Below are 23,219 nucleotides of genomic sequence, written 5' to 3' on the forward strand. Positions count from 1 at the left end.
TTTTGGTCGTATGCTGCGGTATAATTGACCAATATTCATATAACAAACGGACATATACAGATGATTCGTTTTGAGCAGGTTTCAAAAACGTATCCGGGCGGTTTTACTGCACTGAAAAACCTCAGTTTTTCTATCAACAAAGGTGAGATGATTTTTATTGCCGGCCATTCTGGAGCAGGTAAGTCAACCATTCTTAAGCTGATTAGCGGTATTGTTAAACCAACCAAGGGAAAAGTGTGGCTGAATAATCAGGACTTAGGACGTCTGAATGACAACCAGCTTGGTTATTTGCGCCAGCATATCGGTATTGTGTTTCAGGATCATAAATTGCTGTTTGACCGCAATGTATTGCAGAATGTAATGTTACCGTTGCGTATTACCGGCTATGAGCGTAAACAGGCAGAGCGCAGGGCTCGGGTGGCAATCGAAAAAGTTGGGCTGAGCGGGCGCGAGCTGGCGGATCCGGTTACGCTGTCCGGTGGTGAGCAGCAGCGGCTGTGTATTGCACGTGCTGTTGTACACCAGCCCAGTTTGCTGATCGCTGATGAACCATCGGCCAATCTGGACAGAGCCTATGCACTGGATATTATGGAGCTGTTCAAAACATTTCATGAGGCCGGCACTACGGTGATGGTAGCAGCACATGATGAAACATTAATGGCTGATTATGGACACCGTATTATCCGCTTGCAGGAAGGCAGGTTATACGCATGAATCAGTTTATCTCACTGCATAAAGAGGCTGGTTGTAAAGCATTACGCCAGTTGCTGCGTCAGCCGGTTGCAACCATGCTGATTTTACTCATGCTGGCGATTGCCATGACTTTACCGCTGGCTTTGTACCTTGGGGTACAAAGTGGGCAGCAACTACTGGGACAGATGAATGAAGTCCCAACCATGACGCTGTATATGCAGATTGATGCTAAGGACAGTGATAATCAGACTGTAAAAAAAGCCTTACATGACAATAAACAGCTGGAAAAAGTAGTGTTTGTGAGTAAGCAGCAGGGGCTGGAAGAGTTACAGCACAGTATGGGTAATCAGGACTTGATTTCAATGCTTGACAGCAACCCTTTACCAGATGCATTTACCGTTACTCCGCAAGTGGATACGCCAGAGGAAGTCGCTGCATTACAGGCACAGCTGGCACAGCTACCTATGGTAGAGAGTGTAAAAATGGACGCTGAATGGATGCAAACCCTGTATCAGATGAATCGGTTTGTCCATCAGCTGTTGTGGTTTCTGGCCATTACACTGGGGCTTGCGTTTGCACTGGTAGCCTATAACACTATTCGTTTGCAGATTCTCAGTCACCGCGAAGAAATCGAAATTACTAAATTATTAGGGGCTCCAGCGTCTTTTATCCGGCGGCCATTTCTGTATCTGGCCATCTGGCAAAGCCTGTTGGCCGCAGCCATCAGTATCGGATTGTGTTACTGGCTTAATAGCCAGACTCAGCCCTTACTCAGTGACATCTTGCAGCCATATGGCGTACATGTTGTCTGGCGTTTTTTCAATCTCTGGGAAGTGCTGGCCATCTTACTAGTGGTCTGTGGATTGGGTATGCTGGGTGCATGGCTGGCCACCCGCCAGCATTTGCTCAGTTTTAAATCTGTACAGTAAAAGATATCCCCGCAAGTAGCGGGGATATTTTTGAGTAGGTCTTATCAGCAAAAATTGGTGTCTGTGAACAGTCCGGTAATCTATATAAATTATTTTTGCAGACGCGCCTGTGCTGCCTGTGCCAGTAGAGCAAGCATGGTTTCTGTTTCCTCCCAGCCGATGCAGGCATCGGTGATACTCTGGCCATAATTTACCGGATGGTCTTGTCTTCCGGCCATCAGGTTACTTTCTACCATCACGCCCATAATATGTTGTTCACCAGCCTGAATCTGGGCAGCAATATCCTGTGCCACTTCCATTTGCCGGCGATAATCCTTGCAGCTGTTGGCATGGCTGCAATCAACCATCAGGTTAGGTGTTACCTGATGTTTGTTCAGTTCATTCACTGCTGCCTGCACATATTCATGACTGTAATTGGGCTCTTTACCGCCGCGTAAAATGATGTGACAGTCTGGATTGCCACTGGTGCGCACAATTGCCGAATGACCTGCTTTAGTGACGGAAAGGAAATGATGCGGATGGCTGGATGCACCAATGGCATCAATGGCAATTTTCAGATTACCATCAGTACCGTTTTTAAAGCCCACCGGACAGCTTAAACCGGAAGCCAGCTCGCGGTGTACCTGACTTTCTGTGGTGCGGGCACCGATTGCTCCCCATGAAATCAGATCGGCAAAATATTGCGGGGTAATCATATCCAGAAATTCTGTGGCTGCCGGCATACCCATGTTGTTCAGCTCCAGCAATAATTTGCGAGCCAGACGCAGCCCGTAGTTAATATCATAGGAACCATCAATATGCGGATCGTTGATAAACCCCTTCCAGCCTACGGTGGTGCGTGGTTTTTCAAAATAAACCCGCATCACAATCAGCAACTCTTTTGCATATTTTTCGCGTAATACATTCAACCGTTGCGCATATTCCAATGCAGCTTTTGGATCATGGATAGAACACGGGCCGATAATGACCAGTAAACGCTTGTCATGGCCGTGTACCAGATTAGCAATGGCATCGCGTGTATTGTGTACTATTTCAGAAGCTTTTTCAGTAATGGGTAGTTCATATAAATGCGCAATGGGTGGCAACAGTTCCTTGATTTCTTTAATTCTAACGTCATCTGTTGAGCGTGATGCTACCTGATTCATAATAATTCCTGTCTAATTCTATTATTGTAAATTTTAATCATTTGCCTATCAGGCTATAATGAAAATGCTTAAAAAGCAAGGCTCAAACTTTTGAATAGCTATATTATTGCTTCAAAATTAATTTACATGGCAGATAATCAGTATTTGTACCTGAATTAAACATATTATTAGAATAACATATTAAAAATAACCATTTTATTGTCTTTGTGCAATAATTAAAATATTGCAACTATGATTTTAATTCCAAGTAAATTTCGGATATAATCGCCCACCCTGTGGTTCGTAAACCTCCCACATTAAAAAACTAGGAAATCAACTATATGCGTGCACAAAATGATCTGGGCACAGTAAGCTTGTTGGGTAATCAGCATACAGAATACCGTAGTGATTATGCGCCGGAGCTACTGGAAGCCTTTGATAACCAACATCCCGATAACGATTATTTCGTTAAATTTATCTGTCCCGAATTCACTAGCTTGTGCCCGAAAACCGGCCAGCCCGACTTTGCCACCATTTATATTAATTATCTACCGCACTTGCGCATGGTGGAAAGTAAATCTTTAAAGTTGTATTTATTCAGCTTTCGCAACCATGGGGATTTTCATGAAGATTGTGTCAACATTATCATGAAAGACCTGATTGCCCTGATGCAGCCAAAATATATCGAAGTATATGGTGAATTTACACCGCGCGGCGGTATTGCCATTCATCCATATGCTAATTACGGTAAAGCTGATACGCGCTATAGCGATATGGCAGTACAGCGTTTACTTCAATTTCAAGTGAAATAATAGTCGCACATCGCATTACGATAGCTTTTGTCAGACTCTGCGCATTGGAGTGGTTTTCGCTATCTGACGCGATGATGGCTGGTTGATTGACAGGAACAAATATGTATGAATTTTCTGCTGCGCAGCGCCATAAAGCACTGCGCTGGCTCACTTTCTGGCACATGCTGGTGATTGTGGCCAGTAATTATCTGGTACAGTTTCCCTTTACCCTGTTTGGCTTACATAACACCTGGGGTGCTTTTACCTTTCCGTTCATTTTTCTTACTACGGATTTAACCGTACGGATTTTCGGTTCGGGCTTGGCCAGACGAATTATTTTCTGGGTAATGCTGCCTTCATTGCTGTTTTCCTATGCCATTTCCGTGTTATTTCAGGATGGGCACTGGATGGGCTGGGGCGCATTAAGCCATTTTGATTTATTTGTGGCACGGATTGCCTTGGCCAGTTTTAGCGCATATGTTGTCGGCCAGCTGATGGATATTCTGGTATTCAACCGGCTGCGCCAATGTCAGCGTTGGTGGCCGGCACCCAGTGCCTCTGCTGTTCTGGGCAGCGCAGTTGATACCTTACTGTTTTTTGCCGTGGCTTTTTACCACTCGCCGGATGCATTTATGGCCGCCAACTGGTTACAGATATCTTTGACGGATTATGCCTTTAAAATTACCGTTGCTGCACTTTTCTTTTTACCGACTTATGGAATTGTGCTGCGTTATCTATTGCACCGGCTGACCGCTTTAGCACCGCATACGGTAAACAGATAAAATTTCTGTGAATCAGCTCAATTCATCATTTTTTATTCTCATCAGGCCACTTTGAAAGTGGCCTGATGGCCATGGCTGCTTCTGTTATAATACGCGCCTATTTTCAAATATCTGGCTAAGAGAACATCATGGAAGCGGAGCAGATTAATCAGTTAAACAATATCCTAGATGATATGGCATCCCGTAGTCACGATTTACGGAGGTATCTTTGACTACGCTGGCAAAAAAGACCGACTGGAAGAAGTAATTGGTCTGTCAGAAGACCCTGAGTTGTGGAACGATCCGAAAAAAGCGCAGGAAGTAGGCAAAGAGCGCAAAGTGCTTGAAGGCATTGTGTTGACACTGGATCACCTGCATAGCGGCATCGAAGATAATCGTATGCTGCTGCAAATGGCCGTAGAAGAAAATGATGCCGACGGCTTTGCTGCGGTACAGGCAGATATTACCGCCTTGCAGGAAGAAGTAGTACAACTGGAATTCAAACGTATGTTTAACCAGCCGGCCGACGTCAACAACTGCTTTATTGATATTGTTGCCGGTGCCGGTGGCACAGAAGCGGAAGACTGGGCCGGCATGTTATTGCGCATGTATGTGCGCTATGGTGAACGAAAAGGCTTTAAAGTAGAAATTCTCGAAGAAGACGAGGGCGAAATTGCCGGTGTGAACCGGGCTACCATCAAGCTGGATGGTGAGTACGCCTATGGATTGCTGCGTACCGAAACCGGTATCCATCGTCTGGTACGCTATTCACCGTTTGATTCCAATAACAAACGGCACACTTCGTTTGCCTCAGTATTTGTTTATCCCGAGGTAGACGACAGTTTTGAAGTTGAAATCAATCCGGCAGATTTACGCATAGATACATACCGTGCATCTGGCGCCGGCGGACAGCACATCAACAAAACCGACTCAGCCGTACGCATTACTCACGAGCCTACCGGCATTGTCGTGCAATGCCAGAATGACCGTTCGCAGCATCGCAACCGTGAAGAAGCAATGAATATGCTCAAAGCAAAATTGTTTGAACTGGAAATGCGTCGCCGCAATGAAGAAAAGCAGAATCTTGAGGCCAGCAAAGATGATGTGGGCTGGGGGCATCAGATTCGTTCTTATGTATTTGATTCATCGCGAATCAAGGATTTGCGTACTGGCTATGAAGTAGGCAACATCAAAGCGGTTATGGATGGCGACCTTGATGGCTTTATCGAAGCCAGCCTGAAACAAGGCGTCTGAATCAAGGGTTAAAAGGCTGCCTGCTGTATCAGGGCAGCCTTAATTTTTTAAGGTATGTTGTATGAACTGCATAGATGTCATCATTCCTTGCTACAACGCAGAAAATACACTGGCGCGGGCAATTGATAGTGTGCTGGTACAGCCGGAACTGGGCTGTCTGTGGCTGGTTGATGATGCTTCTACCGATAATACTGCCAGCCTGATTAAGCAATGGCAGCAGCGGTATCCGCAACAGATTCGGGCAGAATTTCTGGCCACTAACCGTGGGGCTGCACTGGCACGTAACTGGGCAGCATTACTTTCTGCCAGCAGCCATATTGCTTTTCTGGATGCTGATGATGCCTATCAGACCCATGCGCTACAGGCAGCCAGTGCTGTATTCCGCTTTCGCCCACAGACTGGTTTGCTGCGTTTGCCGGTAAGCGGGCACAATATTCCGGAACATTATCGCCAGCATGTGCAATTTGCGCTGGTCTGGCGTACTTTCGAAATGATTACGGCTACCAATACAGTTTTTAACCGTGCTTATTTTCTGGCGTGTGGCGGCTTTCCGGCTAATGCGCTTTTTCGACGTCTGGGTGGCGAAGACGGCGCCCTTGGTCTGGCTACCGTAGAAAGCTGCATGGTGGCTACCCTCTTTGATGAGGTCGGGATGGCTGATATTGGTGTTGATTTTTATGGTCATGACAGCATGCATGTACGTAAACTGCTTGATGCCATGCTGTTCGGGCAGAATCGTCCTGACTGTGATGATGCAGCATTGCAGCAGGCAAATGCCGTTACACAAACCATAGTGCAACGTTTGCAGAATTTACGCCAGATACTGGATTATGCCAATCCGGGTAAACAAGCGTTACAGCTTTTTACAGATTAACCGGTACTCACCGTGTGCCATGATTAACTGAATTTTGTCTTTTTATAACTCTGGAAGTAGAAGAAACATGATTAATCCGTTATCCGCCCTATCTCCTCTGGATGGGCGCTATGCGCCGGCAGTTGCCGACCTGCGGCCGATTTTCTCTGAATATGGCCTGATGCATGCGCGCGTACAGGTAGAACTGGGCTGGCTCAAAGCACTGGCAGCCGAAGCCGGAATCAGCGAAGTACCACCATTCAGTGCAGCTACCATTACCGAAATTGACCGCGTCATTACCGACTTTTCTCTCGAAGATGCTCAGGCAGTTAAAGCCATTGAGGCTACCACCAATCATGATGTAAAAGCCATTGAATACTGGCTGAAACAACGTTTTGCCAATGTGCCCGAAGTACTGGCCGTCAGTGAATTCATTCATTTTTCCTGTACCAGTGAAGATATCAACAACCTGTCACATGCCCTGATGCTGAAACAGGCGCGAGATGAAGTATTACTGCCTAAGCTTAACCAACTCATAACCGTATTACGTAATCTGGCACATACCCATGCGGCCTTACCGATGATGAGCCGTACTCATGGACAGCCAGCCACACCCAGTACCCTTGGCAAAGAGATTGCTAATGTAGTGGCACGGTTACAGCGCCAGATTCAGGCCGTACAACAACAGCAGTTTCTGGGTAAAATCAATGGAGCCGTAGGTAATTACAATGCCCATCTAGTGGCTTATCCCGATATAGACTGGGAAGGACATTGCCGTCGATTTGTTGAATACAATCTAGGGCTGACTTTCAATCCCTATACCATTCAGATTGAACCACATGATTATATGGCCGAGTTTTTCCAGACCATCAGCCGCATAAACACCATCCTGATTGACTTTAACCGCGATATCTGGGGCTATATCTCTATTGGTTACTTTAAGCAGAAGGTGAAAGCCGGCGAAGTAGGTTCATCTACCATGCCGCATAAAGTCAATCCGATTGATTTTGAAAATTCAGAAGGTAATCTGGGCATGGCTAACGCCATTCTGGGCTTTCTGGCCGAAAAACTGCCGATTTCACGCTGGCAGCGTGACTTAACCGACAGTACCGTATTACGAAACATGGGCGTGGGTTTTGGCTATACCATACTGGGTCTAACAGCCCATTTGCGTGGTCTGAACAAATTGGAAATCAATTCGGCTGCCTTTGCCGCAGATCTGGATGCCACATGGGAATTACTGGCAGAACCGATTCAGACAGTTATGCGCCGCTACGGAGTCGCCAATCCCTATGAACAGCTCAAAGAGCTCACTCGTGGTAAATACGGCATCACACCTGAAAGCCTACAGGTGTTTATTAATCAACTGGCTATTCCGGAGACTGCAAAAGCGCAGTTACTGGCACTGACACCTGCATTATATGTCGGAAAGGCGCAAGAACTGGCTGAACGGATTTAAATCTTTTGCACATATAACGGTGGGCAATGCCCACCGTTATTATTTATCTGTATATAAAAGAACTTTTTTAGTCCAAACTAAAAATGTAGCACAATTAAATACAAGTCACTTTTATTAATACTAATTTTATCCGGTTGTGGATAACTTGGCAGCAATTATTCAGTGATTATCATTTATGTGGATAATTTGCCCGCTCAATATGATGATTATCCGGATCATGAATATAAATCGCAGTGTTTTTTCCACAGGCGCCAGTTCTGGCTCTTGACTCAAATTCATACTCCTGCTGGCGTTAATTAATTTTCATCTAAACAAAATGTCGTGCGATTATCAGCGAAAGTGCTTATCTTTATACTAAATGCATAAGTATAAAAGGCACACGATGCCTGAATATCTTTAACATTTAGTACCAAATAATCTGGTACTTCAATCTGCATAAACTCTTTCTTGACCATTAAATGAAGAATTTTAGTTTTAGTATCAATCTGGTTTGTCTGATACAAATATGAATTCTTATGCTACAACCTGACACAATAAAATCATTATCACTAGTCAAAGTGTTGAACATAATATAATTAATCAGATTGCAAAATTATTCCAATGATTCATCCTTTTATATAGAAAACTACCTTATCACTGAAACAATATATCGGACAAAATGAAATTACCATATTTAATATCATTGGTATGGTTTATTTTTTATATAATAATCAATCAATTAAATCCTATATTTTATCTGTGGTTCATCCTTAAAGCCTGCTGCTTTAATGGAGACTAAACGTACACCAGTATTTCTGCTAATCATTTTTCCTGTATTAACTATTATTGTTATCACATATTATGCAACCTATTTTTTTATCACTGTCCCTAATTACATAAATACGCCTATTGCTGACTTAAATATTAACAAAAAATCTTTATTACAATAAAAACATATCCGCTATCATTCGGTAATAAAATCCTATTTTAACTATGATTTTCATATTAATTAACTTATCCACCAGTTTATATTCAAACAAACCTCCTGAGGGGAAAATGTCTCTGATTCAGATTTTGGCAAAGTTATACAGCGTCGAAGCCTATAAAAGGTATTGAGAAATCATAACTAGCCATAATTAATATCTGCTAGCTGAGTATCCAGTGGTTTAAGCCTACAGTATATTGGTTGATAGAGCATAAATATATGGGTAGCTTACTTATTACACATAATATTTGTAGTAGTTAATATCAGCCCAAATTAGGTAACAGATATATATGATAATTACGCAATAAACCTATTTTATCCATTTAAAAAGAAACATTCTGCAAGTGATAGAAATAAAAACGCCAATGCTTTCTAAGAGCATTGGCGTTAATAACTAGGCCATTTATTCCATACGTAATTCCGCTGCGCGGGCATGTGCTGTCAGCCCTTCACCATGTGCCAGAATACTGGCAATCTGGCCTAACTCTCTAGCTCCCTGAGCCGACACCTGAATCAGACTGCTGCGTTTTTGAAAATCATATACACCCAGCGGAGAAGCAAAGCGGGCAGTACGGCTGGTTGGCAAGACATGATTAGGGCCGGCACAGTAATCCCCCAGACTTTCACTGGTATACTGCCCCATAAAAATAGCACCCGCGTGGCGAATTTTCGGAGCCCAGTTTTGCGGGTTGGCTACTGATAATTCCAGATGCTCAGGTGCCAGATAATTAGCAATCTCACAGGCTTCATCCAGATTCCGTACCTGAATAATGGCTCCGCGATTGGTCAGTGACGCCTCAATGATATCTTTGCGCGGCATCTGTGCCAATAATGCCTGCATCTGCGCCTCTACTTCGCGCGCATAGTCTGCATTAGTAGTAATCAGAATCGCCTGAGCAATTTCATCGTGTTCTGCCTGACTGAATAAATCCATCGCCACCCATTTAGCCGGAGTAGTGCCGTCGGCAATAACCAGAATTTCACTTGGGCCGGCTACCATATCGATACCCACCACACCAAATACACGTCGTTTGGCGGCGGCAACATAAGCATTGCCCGGGCCGGTAATCTTATCAACCTGAGCAATACTCTGTGTACCGTAAGCCAGTGCTGCTACAGCCTGCGCACCGCCGATGGTAAATATCTGTGTTACCCCAGCAACATAGGCCGCAGCCAGAACGATATCATTGCGTTCTCCATAAGGCATGGGTACAACCATCACAATTTCAGCCACACCAGCTACATGTGCGGGCATGGCATTCATCATTACTGAGCTCGGATAGGCGGCCTTGCCACCGGGAACATAAATACCCACCCGATCCAGAGCAGTAATTTGCTGTCCCAATAGCGTACCGTTTTCATCCTCATACTGCCAGGACTGCTGTTTCTGGTGCTGATGATAGCTTTCAATCCGTCTAGCTGCCGTTTGCAGTGCTGTCTGTACGTTTTTCGGCAAACGGGCGAATGCTGCAACCAGATCAGCCTGACTTAAAGTCAGCTCAGCCATAGATTGAGCCTGCGTATGGTCAAAACGATTGGTGTATTCGATTACAGCATCATCACCACGCTGCTGTACATCTGCACAGATAGCAGCTACCGCAGCATCTACCTGTGGATCCTGCGCGGTTTCAAACGCCTGTAATGCAGCTAACTGAGTCTTAAAATCAGCATCCTGCGTAGAAATATATTTCATACCTTTGTATTTCGGGCAGCCTAGGCCGCCCGATCCAAATATTATCAATTAAAGATTGTTACCAAAATTATCATCATCGTCATCAATAACCGGTGCTATTGATTTGGCTGCTAACTCATGTGCCGGAATAGTATTACCATCTACTTCAACATCGTAAGGTTTAACTACCCGCACCCGCAAGCCACGGCCAGCCTTGCGGCTGTCTACCCATTCACTGCTAATGGCTGCAATCGCATTATTTGCACTATCAAAGCCATAATCTCTGGCATTGAAGCCACCATCGCCGGTTACCAGCTCACGGGCAACCGAGCTGACCGTTGCCCAGCCTTCGATATCACAAGTGCGTTCAATGGCTTTCTGCACCAGTGGCACCAGACGGTTCCAGTAATGCCGGCTGGAAGTTTCATTACCAGAACGGCCGGACTTGGTTGAACGGTTATTGAAAGTAGATTTAGGCGGACGACCACGACCACGGCTTTTTTCCGCCGGAGTTACAGCAGACTCAAATACAATTTTGCGTGGGCGACCACGGCCGCGCTTGGTTTGTTCTTGCCGGGTTTTATCATAGCTGGTAAATTCCGAGCTCTGAGTTTCAATTTGTACCAGTACCGGTTCTTTATCTTTCTTTTTCTCTTCCGGCTCAATAGTTACGCTAACCTTTTCTGTCGGCATTGCCGTATTAACAGCCGGAATGGTAATTACCAGCGGTGCATCATTGTTCTGCTGCTGGAAAGCCGCCTGTTCATTAACCGGTGCATAAAGCTTATTTTCTGTTTTGGGTGCAAGATTGTTATTGCGTTTTTTCAGACGCAGCCATAAATGATTACCATGCATCTGAGTTTCAAAAATATCGATGGCATTAATCAAATAGGAAAGTTTGGTATAGCCATAATTGCGCGCATCAAAATCAGAATTCACCTTATTGATATATTGGCCAACAACTCCCAGTGATGTCCAGCCCTCATCATCAGCATGTTCCTTCACCGCATTCCGGAACAGATTTATCAGCGCAGTATCCTGTTTCAGTTCTGCCGGTGTTTTGCGTTTATTACGGAAAATGGGTGTCTGAATTTTGTCTTCACCAATTTCTACCGTAGTATGGCTGAGCAGATTTTCAGTATAAATAAATTTGTCACAAGCTTTGCGGAATGATTCTGGTGTTTTTTTCTGTCCGAATCCATAAACAGTCAGACCATTTTCGCGGATACGAGAAGCCAGACGGGTAAAGTCACTGTCGCTGGAGACAATACAGAAACCATCAAAAGTATTACTATACAATAAATCCATCGCATCAATGACCATAGCCATGTCAGTAGCATTTTTTCCTTTTGTATAGGCAAACTGCTGAACAGGCGTAATTGCATGTGGTAGCAGCGCATCTTTCCATTTGGATAAACCACTGCTCCAATCACCATAAATACGTTTAACACTGGCAATGCCATATTTCGCAATTTCTTCCAGTAAAGACTCAACAGTGGTAGCAGAAGTATTATCTGCATCAATAAGTACCGCGAGTTTGGCTGAATTTTCTGTAGTCATCTTAAGAATTCCTATTACATATAAAAAGTTTAAATTTCTTGATTTCTTGCATGAGCAAAAACATCAATAATGGGTTGTATGGCTGCATATTTCAGCTTTAAAGCTGCCTTGTTTACCACCAGCTGGCTGGAAATATCCACCACATGTTCTACCGCGTGCAGATTATTTGCCTGTAATGTATTACCGGTAGAAACCAGATCGACAATTGCATCGGCCAATCCTACCAGTGGAGCCAGCTCCATCGAACCATACAGTTTAATCAAATCAACATGCACACCTTTACCGGCAAAATGCTCTGCTGCAATATTCGGGTATTTACTGGCTACCCGTAAACGGCACCCAGGCTGAGAAGCTGCCACATAATCAAAACCCTTGCGTACCGCCACCATCATCCGGCATCGGGCAATATTTAAATCTAAAGGCTGATATAATCCGTTGCCATCATGTTCAATTAAAACATCTTTTCCTGCAATTCCAAAATCGGCCGCACCATATTGCACATATGTAGGCACATCTGTAGCTCGGACAATAATTAAACGGATATTTTCATGATTAGTATTAATAATCAGTTTACGGGACTGAACCGGGTCTTCGATCGCAGTAATTCCCGCTGCTGCCAGTAATGGCAAAGTTTCTTCATAAATTCGACCTTTGGATAATGCTATAGTTAGTTGGGCTGTCATTTTTATCAGTATAGTGGAAAAGCAAAATTTTTTAGCTATAAATTTATTATTGCGTAAAAATAAATTTGCACAAAATATAAAAATATTAATTAGATAATTTTAATCTAACAATTGTTTTATGTCATGGGTCAATTGAGTAGCCGTCTGACTGTGTGGTTCATAAACCACGGTATGTCCCTGTTTATCCAGCAAATAAGTGCCTGTACTGTGGTCAACTAAATATTCATCTGCGCTCCTGCCTGCTACTTTATGTACAGCGATTTTATATTGATCAATAACATTATTAAGCTCCCCGAAGTGCTGTTTGTCTACTGTTAAACCAATAAAATCCGGATTAAATGCGGAAGCATAAGCACTCATAACTTCCGGCGTATCGCGCTGGGGATCTACAGTAATAAATAATACTTGTACCTGCTTCGCCTTTTCACCCAGTTGATTTATTGCATCTGCATAGGTAAGCAGATTAGTAGGGCATACATCAGGACAATGAGTATAGCCAAATACCAGCACCACCACCTTACCCTGAAAATCACGCAAATGCACAGTTTTCTGATTTGCACCCAGCAAAGAAAAATCTTTGCCACCAAGACCCGCATCTCGTACATCGCTGCCTTCAAAACGGTAATGTTTTGGCTCAACAGCATCTGTACTTGCCGCCTGTGCTGTAGATGCCTCTGGCTGATGCTGGCATGAACTCAGCATCAGCACAGATATCATCACAGCCAGAAAAAATTGGATTTTAAGCATAGTTTATTAATAATACAAAAGTTGTACCTTATAATCTTCAGATAAAAATACGATACAGATTTTTAATTCTAAGTTAATAAGTGAAATATAAAAAAATCCAAATATAAAATCAATATTTTAATCAAAAATAATTAAAAAATTTTCTTATCGCAAAAAAGTTCTTTACAACCTTGAAAAATCCGTTATAATGCCGACTTCTTCGCTAGCCCAGGTGGCGAAATTGGTAGACGCAGGGGACTCAAAATCCCCCGCCGCAAGGTGTGACGGTTCGAGTCCGTCCCTGGGCACCAGATTTTGGAAAACCGCTGATAACAGCGGTTTTTTTTCGCCTGTTATCTACATTCGTTGTCCTCCGTATAATGAATGACAAGTCTGATTACTGATCAGATATACCTGAAACAGGCAGAAATCGGTGGTCAGGCGCAGCCTCTACAACACAGATTTAATGGCAGATTTTACAAATTACAGATATTGACTATAATAAATGTACCATATTTATTATACACATATTAATTTTTACCCAAAAATACAGTAACAGACTGGTCTAACAGAACAATTTTTAAGACGAATTAATAAAATTGACTGAAAAAATGATTATTAAACAAGTTGATAGCAAAACAAAAGATTTAGAGGTACTGGAGCAGTTACTACAGATGCCTGATTTAACGCAGCAAGTACGGCAGAATATTGAGCAGAAAATACGCTTAATTCGTGCCGGTATTAAAGGTGAAGCAGAATCAGCCTATCAGCTGCAATTTCATTTTGGTAATCACCCAGACTGGGTAATCATCCACGATTTAAGGTTGCAATATCAAAGCAAAGTGGCACAAATAGACCATATATTGATTAACCGCCAACTACAAATATTTGTGTGTGAAAGCAAAAGAATTGCAGGCGGTCTGATTATCAATGAACAGGGCGAATTTTCGCGTATGTATAAAGGCAAAGGACAGGGTATACCTTCGCCACTGGAGCAGAACCAGCGCCATATCAGTATACTGAACAAACTGTTGCAGACAAATCAGATTCAACTGCCCAGCCGTTTCGGCTGGCAGTTACAGCCAACAATACACAGTCTGATACTGGTTTCCAATGAGGCCTATATCCGGCGGCCTAAAATTTCTGTGCCTGAGCTAGACAGAGTTATTAAAAATGAGCAGCTGAAAACAAAAGTGCACCAGTTAAGCAAACACCTAGGTATATTCAGTTTTATCCGTACCGTATCGCGAGCCAGCCTGCAAAAATTTGCCCGTCAGCTCGCACAGCAGCATCGACCGGCACAATATGACTGGCTGGGCTATTTCGGCCTGAATCATTTAGCCAGAAAAATTGAGCAGCCAGCTACCGAATCACAAATACAGACTGAAAATCCAAGTAAAACAGCCAGCCATTACTTCTGTATTTCCTGTCATAAACATATTACGGCCAGTGCTGCCTACTATTGCTGGAATCATAAAAACATATTTGGTGGTAAAGCTTATTGTTATCAATGTCAGCAAAAAATCAAACAGCAACAGCAACAGCAATAGATTCATTACTCACGGATTTCTGTATCCTTGTTTGGAACGCCTTATCAATCATGCAAATAATTGATATCAAGCGCTGATAACAAAAAAAAATTAAAGCCAATATTTTTTTACACAATAGATACTGGTAAAAAAAGTTATTAAAATGCAATACTATAATCATCAGATATAACTCGACGGTTATTGAATTTATACCGGAAATACACCGTGGCATAACTTTATTTTCGCGAGTAACCATACTCACGAACTGTCATAAATATTCTTCCTATATAAACTCAACCAACTAAATTGTTGTATAAAGATTACAGATAATAACAGGAATCCAATTATGAACATTGCTGATATTTCCAGACAGCGTTATACCACCAAGCATTATGATAAAACTCGGAAAATTCCGGCTGAGCAATTAGCGCAATTATTCGAAGTAATCAGAAATAGTCCTTCTTCAGTTAATTCGCAGCCATGGCATTTCTTTGTAGTAGACAATGATGCGGCGCGAACCAGAATCATGCCGGCAATAATGGAATTGAATCATTCCCGAGTAGCCGATTCTTCTCATACCCTGATATTTTGTGCCAAAACACCGCTGGATGAACAGCATTTACAAACAGTGCTAGCTCAGGAGGAAAAAGACGGCCGTTTTGGAGAAGGCGAAATCAAGGAAATGATGGATAAAGGTCGCCATTTCTTCGTAAATAAAAACAGCACTACGCCACAAGCTCAGCTCGAATGGGAAAGTAAACAGTTATATATCGTACTGGGACAGCTATTATTTGCTGCTGCTGCCATTGGTATCGATTCAACAGCAATCGAAGGGTTTGATGATGAAAAAATGGATGATATTTTAGAATTAAAACAACAAGGATTAAAAAGTATTCTGGTTGTCAGTCTGGGTTATCGTGCGGCTAATGACAGCAATGCCAGTCGTCCGAAATCGCGCCTGCCGAACGAACAGATATTTACCCGGATATAGATTATTTTCTGACCTTATAAAATAGATTCTTTTAAATATTAAAAGAATCTATTTTAATGTAAGCCATGCGTGATTAGCAGTAGCAAAACTAATAATATTGATGTGCTTATATGTTTAAATGATTAATTTGGTGCTGATGGAGCATATAACCGAATAGATTCCATATAATCTTAAATTGTATCAGTCTGGCGATTTTGATATACCAAATCATAATATAAAAAAGTTAACTAAACTTTGTTACAGAGTTTTAATTAAAACAAGTAATACACGATTGCCTGAATGAAGGATATAGCAGTATTAAATTGAATAAATTTAATATTTCATAGACTGAATAGCCCAGTCTCAATACTAGATGTAAAAGTGAAATTTCCTTAAAAATAGGTTTCAAAAATCAGACTCCCGATTTCTATATATCAAATATTCAGGCATCAGATTCACAATAACATATAGTATTATTATTCATTAGCTCAATAAAATAATTTATTTTCAGTAAAGTTCCAAATTAATCTTGATTGTTTGCATAAATAAGCAACCACCAAAGTATTTCAGGAAGAAAAATACATGAAACACTTTTATTAATTACCATTCTTTTTTGTGCTGTTTTATTGATTATTTGATACCTTTTTTGGTTGAGCGTGAACTGTTTATCGATAATACAAATTTTAACTATGGAGAATCAAAGTTTAATATTCTGGTTGGCTCTTTTGTATCATTAACTACTCGTATAGTTTTGCCCAATACTTTTAAACAGTTAGCAAACCTGATTTTAACTTTTATTATTTCAGCAATTGTGTTGCGCAAATATTTGATTTGTATAGATAATGTTAAGAATCTGCTTTGTGTAACCCTAATCGTGTTTTTGATAACAATAGGTATCAATAGTTATCGAATGATATTCGCACATCAGCTTGTGGAATTTTGGTATTCTTTTTTCGAATTGATTCTAGCGGAGCGATATTTTTATTATGATTCTGGCTACTTATATATATAAAAACATTTGGACTGATTTGTGATATCTGGATAATCATATTGATCTGTTTAGGGGTAAAACTATTGCGTTCTTTTTTTTATAACAGAACCATCTATAACTAGATTATCCCCAGAATATAGCCAAAAAGTCCATTTATCGTTATTTATCTTATTATTTAATTTCTATTATCTAACCATTGTAGCCATTGCCTTGTTCTTTTCTGGTTTTACAGGAGTAACAGTGCCATTGGAACGCGATATTAAGATTATAGCTTGTAATTTGATCTTTTTACTGATTGCTAAAGTGATTGGCTATTTTGCCTTGCGTAAACAATTTACTGATGTTAGTGATAAATTGCGGGTAAAAACTTTGATTTTCAGCTCTGCCGCCATTGCTTTTATCCTGACGTTTACATTAGCTGCAATTATTCCCGTTATCAATTTATATTTAGTGCAGTTAGTAGAAAGACTCAATGAACCTTTTACACAATTGAGAACGATAGCTTTTGGAATAACTGATGTTATATTGTGTTTTCTTGTCTTATGTGTAATGGGTTGGATAGTAGTTCGCAAAACAGCCAAAGTGTTTTTCAGTAAATAAGATCATTTCTATCCTGTCTAACTATCAGCAGGATAGGATTTGCCTAAATTCAATCAACCGATTTTAACTTGATTAAGTTATCCTTAATCAAGTTCAATCTTTGTTGTTGTTAATGATGATATTTTTACATCAAGCGCATCGCCAGTCGCACCAAAATAATAAAACTTATCATCATATCCTTTATTATCAAAAACTTCATTAAATCTTTCATGGTTAGTGCCTTTGAAATAAGCGGCACTTTTATCTTTTATATAGTCGTCACCATAATACTAAACAATATTGTTTAGTATTAGATATATTGCTATTCCTTATTTTTCGAGTCCAAATTCTACGTATGCAATTAGGCATTTCCAGACTATTTGCTGTACACGGTTAGAGGGATCGGTACAAATATAGCTATATCTCAGTATTTAATCTTTTGTCTTGGCGTAGATTAAAACAGAATGCAACAAACCAACTGATGCCTGATACAGCAACATCAATCAGTACCTATTTTGCATGTCATATAGGTAGTGAGCTGTATAAAAAAGGCAGAAATTAACCCAGTAATTGCAAATACCAACAAAGCCACGCCCCAAAATAGCAGGAAAAGTCCTTTTTAAAGTGATAGGCTAAGGTAATAAACATAAACCAATAGCTATTAACTGTTTATACCAAAATTAGATAAGGAGGATATTAATCCGCAATCACATGCTGTTTTGTGCCCATGAAAGGCAGCCGGTTTCCCGTAACCGGAAAACTGGGAATCACCATCAATGATAGGATTAACCTCATGATTCTTAACGAGGCATTGCACCCTATCTCCAATACCAGCTACACCTTTATTAAACACGCTAATCTTTGTTGAGGCAGATATCACTTTACCGCCGTAGTTGGTTGAATCGCCTAAACTTATTATGCCTTTTATTGGTTTATTCCTGTTTAGGTTTATAACTTATAATTAAAAATCAAATGAAAACTAACAATGACTTATGTTTCTGGATCTAAATTATCTACTATATTGTACTTTTTACTGCTATCAATCTTGAGAGTTTGATAACGTTCATCTTCCTCAAAATCAGGAGAACCAATGAATTGGTCATTTTCGTAAGTCACTTCAAGGATATTACCATTTTGATCAAGATGTTCATTTTTATTTTTACCATTAATTGCATTATAAATAATATTTGTTTTTTCACCTTGTGCATTAAATAAAGTGGTTTCAGAATAGTATTTGCTTCCTTCGGGATTAATTGTTTCTTTACTAATTACATTATCTTTTGCATCTCTAGTTATATAATATAAAACTTTTCCATTTTCATTATATTCAGAAAATAGAGAACTGAATATTGACTTTTTATCAATACTATAATGTATTTTCTTAAAAAATTGCCTTTCGCCACTCAGTGCCCGGTATTGATATTCTTGTTTAAATATTGATACTAATGGTTTTTTCTCTATGGAGATAATTTTTCCCATTTCTTTGACTACTTTAATATAATTGGGCAACATAATTGCTTCTTCTATAGTGACAGGTTGTAGGCGTAAATTGTCATCTAATACAAAAAAAGTGGTTACCATTTTCAATCGATTTTAAACTAACGAGCTGCTCTTCATTAATTCATTAAGTAGAATATATTGCGGTTTATACCGATAATTCCAACGCTCTTTTATCTGATAATTATCACCTACAGTGGTGATTTTGATTTCAGTTGTGGGTGAATTTCGACGATATGGAGCATTCTCAGCTTGTTCAAGCGTAATAGGAGCATACTCAGGGTAGTTATGGAGCGGCTGAAAAATATGCCCAACTTCGTATCAGGTTGTTTCATAAAAAGGAACATTGGGGCTAATCCCCATTGCCCTAACTTTAAGGCTTTGGGCAATATCTAATGGCTTGATTGATTCAGTTATAATTACGCCTGATAGATATATTGCTAATAAACTTATTGTGACTGTAAATATCAATTTTTTGACCATCTTAGTCACCTTTAATGTGCTTCATTTTAGTGCATTATTTTTCACCAGATACATTTTGCATAAATTTTCCTGGCCTTATTGCCATATAGTGATTTTAAAAATTAGTATTCTTCAATAGTATTCAGAAAATTTATATCACATATAAACATAAGTCTATTTCGCTGTAATACTTGTTGATGGGCGAATATTATTAATGCTTTCCGCCCAAGTATTGGTAGCCATATTCACTGACAAATATGGGTATATTAATATCATGATTTTCTGATTGGATTATATTCACTTGCTGACAGCTAAAGCCAACACCTACTAATAAAGGCTGACGCTGACAAGATTTTGCCAGTGTTGCATCATAATAACCCCCTCCTTGCCCAAGTCGATTACCCAGATGATCGATACCAAGTAACGGTACCAGCAGAGTATGCAAATAGCGTGCCCGAATTTTGCGGCCATTAAACTGCGGTATTTTATGCTTGCCGGTATGCTGCTGAAGCAGATTCAGGTAACGAACAGTAGCATGATGGCGAGGCAAACGAGGGCAGGGTGTAAACCATAACTGGCGTTTTTTAGGTTCAATATAAGGTAAATATACCTGTGCACCGCGTTTCTGAGCCGTTACTATTAATGACCATAAAGATAATTCACTACCAACAGCCCAGTATACAGCTATGCGTTTCTGGCGACGGATAAATGGATATAAGAGGCGGTTGATTTTCTTTGTAGCTAATCGACGCGTCTTTTTACTTAATGCTTTCCGGCGTTGGCGCAGCAGGTGCCGTAATTGTTGTTTATCGGTGTGAGTAGACATGAATTTAAACTAACAAATTTATATACAATGATTTTAGTCGGAACTCGTCAAGTGAGTGTGAATTGCTGTACTTGTGAAAATGTATTTTTTCCTGTATTATTCCATGGTTTTACCTTAGTAAAAAATTTAGTAACGCTCGCATCGTACGCGAAAGGGTGCTCTATTGCAGAGTTCTATGCGTGGCGGTGTCAGGCTTTAACCCTTTAAGGATCGAATTATGTCACAAATTACCATGCGCCAGATGCTGGAAGCCGGCGTACACTTTGGTCATCAGACCCGTTACTGGAACCCGAAAATGGCTGAGTATATTTTCGGTTCGCGTAACAAAATTCATATCATTAATCTGGAAAAAACCCTGCCACTATTTGTAGAAGCGCAGGATGTTGTGCGCCGTCTGGCTGCCAACAAAGGTACTGTTCTGTTTGTAGGTACCAAACGTCAGGCTCGTGATATCGTTAAGGAAGAAGCTACCCGTGCTGGTGCGCCTTACGTAGATCACCGCTGGCTGGGCGGTATGCTTACCAACTACAAAACCGTAAAACAGTCTATCAAACGTCTGGAAGAAAAAACTGCTGCGCTGGAAAATGCCACAGAAGCCGGTTACGGTAAAAAAGAAGTGCTGGAAATGCAGCGCGAAGTGGCCAAGCTGGAACGTTCTTTAGGTGGTATCAAAGACATGAAAGGCTTGCCGGATGCGATTTTTGTTATTGATACCGGCTATCAGAAAGGCACACTGGTAGAGGCAGCTAAACTGGGTATTCCGGTTATTGCTGTCGTTGATACCAACAACAGCCCTGATGATGTTAAATATGTGATTCCGGGTAATGATGATTCTGCCAAGGCAATCCGTCTGTATTGTCGTGGTATTGCTGATGCCATTTTGGAAGGTAAAGCCCAGTCTTTACAAGAAGTGGTTCAGGCTGCACAGGCTGCTGAAGAAAAACAGACTGCTGCTGCTGAATAATCAGTTATCTCGCATCTTTGTAAAAGAAGGGGACGTTAGTGCCCCTTTTTTTGAACAATTTTCAGCCAGATATCCATTCGGCTGAGCATAATCAAGTTTAAGGAGTAAAACATGGCTGCAATTACTGCAAAAATGGTAGGTGATTTGCGTGCTGCTACCGGTTTGGGCATGATGGAGTGCAAAAAAGCACTGGTAGAAGCCGAAGGTAACATGGAAAAAGCAGAAGAAATTCTGCGCATCAAATCCGGTGCCAAAGCTGGTAAACTGGCCGGCCGTACTGCGGCAGAAGGTGTAGTTGCCGAATACGTAGATGGCAAAGTAGGAGCTGTTGCCGAAATTAACTGTGAAACAGACTTCGTAGCCAAAGATGCCAGCTTTATGGCATTTGCTCAGGCTGTGGCCAAAGCCGTAGCCGTACACAACCCTGCTACTCTGGAAGCTCTGTCTGAAGCCAAAACTGATGACGGCGTAACTATTGAAGAAGCACGTAAAGCCGTTATTGCCAAACTGGGTGAAAATATCACTGTCCGTCGTTTCGAACGCATTGAAACCGACAATAGTCTGGTTACTTATATGCACGGTACCAAAATCGGCGTGTTGGTTGAACATAAAGGTGGCGATACTCAGGCTATCCGTCAGGTAGCGATGCATATTGCTGCTTCCAAGCCACAATGCGTTTCTGCTGCTGAAGTAGATCCAGAAGTTGTAGCTAAAGAACGCCACATCTATGAAGAGCAGGCGGCTGCTTCTGGTAAACCGGCAAACATCATTGAAAAAATGGTTGAAGGTCGTGTACAGAAGTTCCTGGCGGAAGTAACCCTGCTGGGACAGCAATTTGTTATCAATCCTGATCAGACTGTGGAAAAATTCCTGAAAGAACAGAATGCTGAAGTTAGCCGTTTTGTTGCTTTCCACGTTGGCGAAGGTATTGAGAAAAAAGAAGTAGATTACGCTGCCGAAGTTGCTGCTGCTTCTAAAGTATAAGGCCATTAATGCCATGGGCACTCTGGATTCAGAATCCTGAATCAGGGTGCTTTTTTTTGAGTTATCTGTTTATCCTGATTGAGATAGCTGAAATAAAAGTTCCCTTATCCTTTGAAAATTATAGTGCTAGCTGTTAACTATTTAATGGCAAACTGACAGAAAGAATGATCATGACTAAACCAGCTAAATACAAGCGTGTATTATTGAAACTATCCGGTGAATCCCTGATGGGACCTGATGCTTTCGGTATCAATCGTGATACCATTATGCAAATCACCGCACAGGTCAAGGAAGTGGTCGACATGGGCGTAGAAGTGGCTATTGTTATTGGTGGTGGTAACATCTTTCGCGGTATGGCACAGTCAGCCAAAGGCATGGAGCGTGCCACAGCCGATTACATGGGTATGATGGCAACCGTGATGAATGCACTGGCATTGAAAGAGGCGTTTGAAAGCCAGCACGTTAAAGCACGCGTTCAGTCTGCACTGAGTATGCAGCAGGTGGCAGAAACCTATGCCCGTCCCAAAGCCATTCAGTATTTGGAAGAAGGTAAGGTGGTGATTTTTGCCGCGGGAACCGGTAACCCATTTTTCACCACGGATACAGCAGCCAGCCTGCGCGGTGTAGAAATGAATTGTGATATTATGTTAAAAGCAACCAACGTAGATGGTGTGTATACTGCCGACCCCAAGGTCGACCCTGAAGCCAGACGCTATCAGGAGATCACCTTTGATGATGCGATTAGTCAGAACCTGAAAGTGATGGATGCTACTGCATTTGCCTTATGCCGGGAGCAGAAATTAAATATCGTAGTATTTGGTATATTTAAATCAGGTGCACTGAAAAATGTCATTATGGGCGAGGATGAAGGTACATTAGTCCACGTATAAAACTTACCAGAATGCTTAACTAAACTTGTGGTAACGCGTATAACTGCGTTAGTATGCG

General features: G+C 41.4%; 21 protein-coding genes, 1 tRNA gene and 1 riboswitch. Of the genes, 14 read left to right on the plus strand and 8 right to left on the minus strand.

Translation table 11 applies throughout. The annotated features are described in order from the left end of the window. The first annotated feature begins 60 nt into the window (after nt 1–60). Together ftsE and ftsX are read left to right on the plus strand one after the other, a co-directional pair. Nucleotides 61–714 carry a cell division ATP-binding protein FtsE gene (ftsE, locus tag J6578_RS04015; protein WP_093093393.1) on the plus strand — a complete coding sequence of 218 codons (654 nt, stop codon included), beginning with the start codon at nt 61–63 and terminating at the stop codon, nt 712–714. Further along, nucleotides 711–1,622, plus strand: coding sequence for a permease-like cell division protein FtsX (gene ftsX / locus J6578_RS04020; protein ID WP_239363620.1), 912 nt, complete (start codon nt 711–713; stop codon nt 1,620–1,622). The genes ftsE and ftsX overlap by 4 nt, the downstream gene beginning before the upstream one ends. Nucleotides 1,623–1,711: 89 nt before the next feature. On the opposite strand, the gene aroG is transcribed toward ftsX, so the two are convergent. Continuing rightward, on the minus strand, nt 1,712–2,767 hold the full coding sequence (gene aroG, locus J6578_RS04025; RefSeq protein ID WP_239428477.1) for a 3-deoxy-7-phosphoheptulonate synthase AroG: 1,056 nt from the start codon (nt 2,765–2,767) through the stop codon (nt 1,712–1,714). Between the two features lie 269 nt (nt 2,768–3,036). Then, a riboswitch (PreQ1 riboswitch) is annotated at nt 3,037–3,081 on the plus strand. A gap of 6 nt (nt 3,082–3,087) precedes the next feature. Here aroG and queF point away from each other — a divergent pair. From queF to purB, 5 genes are all read left to right on the plus strand, one after another. Next, nucleotides 3,088–3,558: a preQ(1) synthase gene (gene queF, locus J6578_RS04030; RefSeq protein ID WP_037408048.1), complete on the plus strand. Its 471-nt coding sequence runs from the start codon at nt 3,088–3,090 to the stop codon at nt 3,556–3,558. A 101-nt stretch (nt 3,559–3,659) separates the two neighbouring features. Continuing rightward, nucleotides 3,660–4,319, plus strand: a complete 660-nt coding sequence (locus J6578_RS04035; RefSeq protein WP_093093385.1) for a 7-cyano-7-deazaguanine/7-aminomethyl-7-deazaguanine transporter — start codon at nt 3,660–3,662, stop codon at nt 4,317–4,319. 128 nt (nt 4,320–4,447) lie between these two features. Beyond that, nucleotides 4,448–5,552, plus strand: a protein-coding gene (gene prfB / locus J6578_RS04040; RefSeq protein ID WP_287953949.1) for a peptide chain release factor 2 whose coding sequence is annotated in 2 segments (ribosomal slippage) — nt 4,448–4,528 and nt 4,530–5,552 — 1,104 coding nt in all. Because the reading frame shifts where the segments join, the coding sequence is not laid out codon by codon here. Between the two features lie 61 nt (nt 5,553–5,613). Next, the gene (locus J6578_RS04045) at nt 5,614–6,426 is read left to right on the plus strand and encodes a glycosyltransferase family 2 protein (RefSeq protein ID WP_287953950.1); all 813 of its coding nucleotides are present in this window, start codon (nt 5,614–5,616) and stop codon (nt 6,424–6,426) included. A gap of 67 nt (nt 6,427–6,493) precedes the next feature. After that, the gene (purB, locus tag J6578_RS04050) at nt 6,494–7,864 is read left to right on the plus strand and encodes an adenylosuccinate lyase (protein WP_287953951.1); all 1,371 of its coding nucleotides are present in this window, start codon (nt 6,494–6,496) and stop codon (nt 7,862–7,864) included. A gap of 1,367 nt (nt 7,865–9,231) precedes the next feature. On the opposite strand, the gene hisD is transcribed toward purB, so the two are convergent. The 4 genes from hisD to J6578_RS04075 all read right to left on the minus strand — a co-directional run bounded on the left by hisD (nt 9,232) and on the right by J6578_RS04075 (nt 13,490). Continuing rightward, nucleotides 9,232–10,521 (minus strand): histidinol dehydrogenase, encoded by a 1,290-nt coding sequence (gene hisD, locus J6578_RS04055; protein ID WP_287953952.1) that lies wholly within the window; start codon nt 10,519–10,521, stop codon nt 9,232–9,234. Nucleotides 10,522–10,569: 48 nt separating this feature from the next. Further along, nucleotides 10,570–12,060, minus strand: coding sequence for an NYN domain-containing protein (locus J6578_RS10365; protein WP_502957986.1), 1,491 nt, complete (start codon nt 12,058–12,060; stop codon nt 10,570–10,572). A 29-nt stretch (nt 12,061–12,089) separates the two neighbouring features. Further along, on the minus strand, nt 12,090–12,743 hold the full coding sequence (gene hisG / locus J6578_RS04070; protein ID WP_093093375.1) for an ATP phosphoribosyltransferase: 654 nt from the start codon (nt 12,741–12,743) through the stop codon (nt 12,090–12,092). A gap of 99 nt (nt 12,744–12,842) precedes the next feature. Then, entirely contained in the window at nt 12,843–13,490 is a 648-nt protein-coding gene (locus J6578_RS04075) for an SCO family protein (protein ID WP_287953953.1), read from the minus strand. Nucleotides 13,491–13,695: 205 nt separating this feature from the next. Here J6578_RS04075 and J6578_RS04080 point away from each other — a divergent pair. From J6578_RS04080 to J6578_RS04095, 4 genes are all read left to right on the plus strand, one after another. Then, nucleotides 13,696–13,780: transfer RNA gene (locus J6578_RS04080), tRNA-Leu, on the plus strand. 300 nt (nt 13,781–14,080) lie between these two features. Beyond that, a complete protein-coding gene (locus tag J6578_RS04085) occupies nt 14,081–15,019 on the plus strand; it encodes a nuclease-related domain-containing protein (RefSeq protein WP_287953954.1) in 939 nt (312 codons plus the stop codon). Between the two features lie 325 nt (nt 15,020–15,344). Then, nucleotides 15,345–15,989 carry an oxygen-insensitive NAD(P)H nitroreductase gene (gene nfsB / locus J6578_RS04090; protein ID WP_287953955.1) on the plus strand — a complete coding sequence of 215 codons (645 nt, stop codon included), beginning with the start codon at nt 15,345–15,347 and terminating at the stop codon, nt 15,987–15,989. Between the two features lie 1,210 nt (nt 15,990–17,199). Further along, the gene (locus J6578_RS04095) at nt 17,200–17,559 is read left to right on the plus strand and encodes a hypothetical protein (protein WP_287953956.1); all 360 of its coding nucleotides are present in this window, start codon (nt 17,200–17,202) and stop codon (nt 17,557–17,559) included. Between the two features lie 640 nt (nt 17,560–18,199). On the opposite strand, the gene J6578_RS10305 is transcribed toward J6578_RS04095, so the two are convergent. The 3 genes from J6578_RS10305 to J6578_RS04105 all read right to left on the minus strand — a co-directional run bounded on the left by J6578_RS10305 (nt 18,200) and on the right by J6578_RS04105 (nt 20,323). Then, nucleotides 18,200–18,490 carry a PAAR domain-containing protein gene (locus tag J6578_RS10305; protein ID WP_353846654.1) on the minus strand — a complete coding sequence of 97 codons (291 nt, stop codon included), beginning with the start codon at nt 18,488–18,490 and terminating at the stop codon, nt 18,200–18,202. 38 nt (nt 18,491–18,528) lie between these two features. Then, nucleotides 18,529–19,119: a hypothetical protein gene (locus J6578_RS04100; RefSeq protein WP_287953957.1), complete on the minus strand. Its 591-nt coding sequence runs from the start codon at nt 19,117–19,119 to the stop codon at nt 18,529–18,531. Between the two features lie 589 nt (nt 19,120–19,708). Continuing rightward, nucleotides 19,709–20,323 (minus strand): 5-formyltetrahydrofolate cyclo-ligase, encoded by a 615-nt coding sequence (locus J6578_RS04105; protein WP_093093364.1) that lies wholly within the window; start codon nt 20,321–20,323, stop codon nt 19,709–19,711. Between the two features lie 217 nt (nt 20,324–20,540). Between J6578_RS04105 and rpsB the strand changes: the two genes are divergently transcribed. The 3 genes from rpsB (at nt 20,541) to pyrH (ending at nt 23,161) form a co-directional block, all read left to right on the plus strand. Continuing rightward, complete coding sequence (rpsB, locus tag J6578_RS04110) at nt 20,541–21,287, plus strand: 30S ribosomal protein S2 (RefSeq protein WP_093093362.1); 747 nt, start codon at nt 20,541–20,543, stop codon at nt 21,285–21,287. A gap of 111 nt (nt 21,288–21,398) precedes the next feature. Then, nucleotides 21,399–22,271, plus strand: coding sequence for a translation elongation factor Ts (gene tsf, locus J6578_RS04115; protein ID WP_100150934.1), 873 nt, complete (start codon nt 21,399–21,401; stop codon nt 22,269–22,271). 170 nt (nt 22,272–22,441) lie between these two features. Next, nucleotides 22,442–23,161 carry a UMP kinase gene (gene pyrH / locus J6578_RS04120; RefSeq protein WP_037408108.1) on the plus strand — a complete coding sequence of 240 codons (720 nt, stop codon included), beginning with the start codon at nt 22,442–22,444 and terminating at the stop codon, nt 23,159–23,161. Nucleotides 23,162–23,219: the final 58 nt, after the last annotated feature.

Origin of the sequence: Snodgrassella sp. (assembly GCF_024103505.1) — a bacterium.
GTDB classification, from domain to species: domain Bacteria; phylum Pseudomonadota; class Gammaproteobacteria; order Burkholderiales; family Neisseriaceae; genus Snodgrassella; species Snodgrassella communis.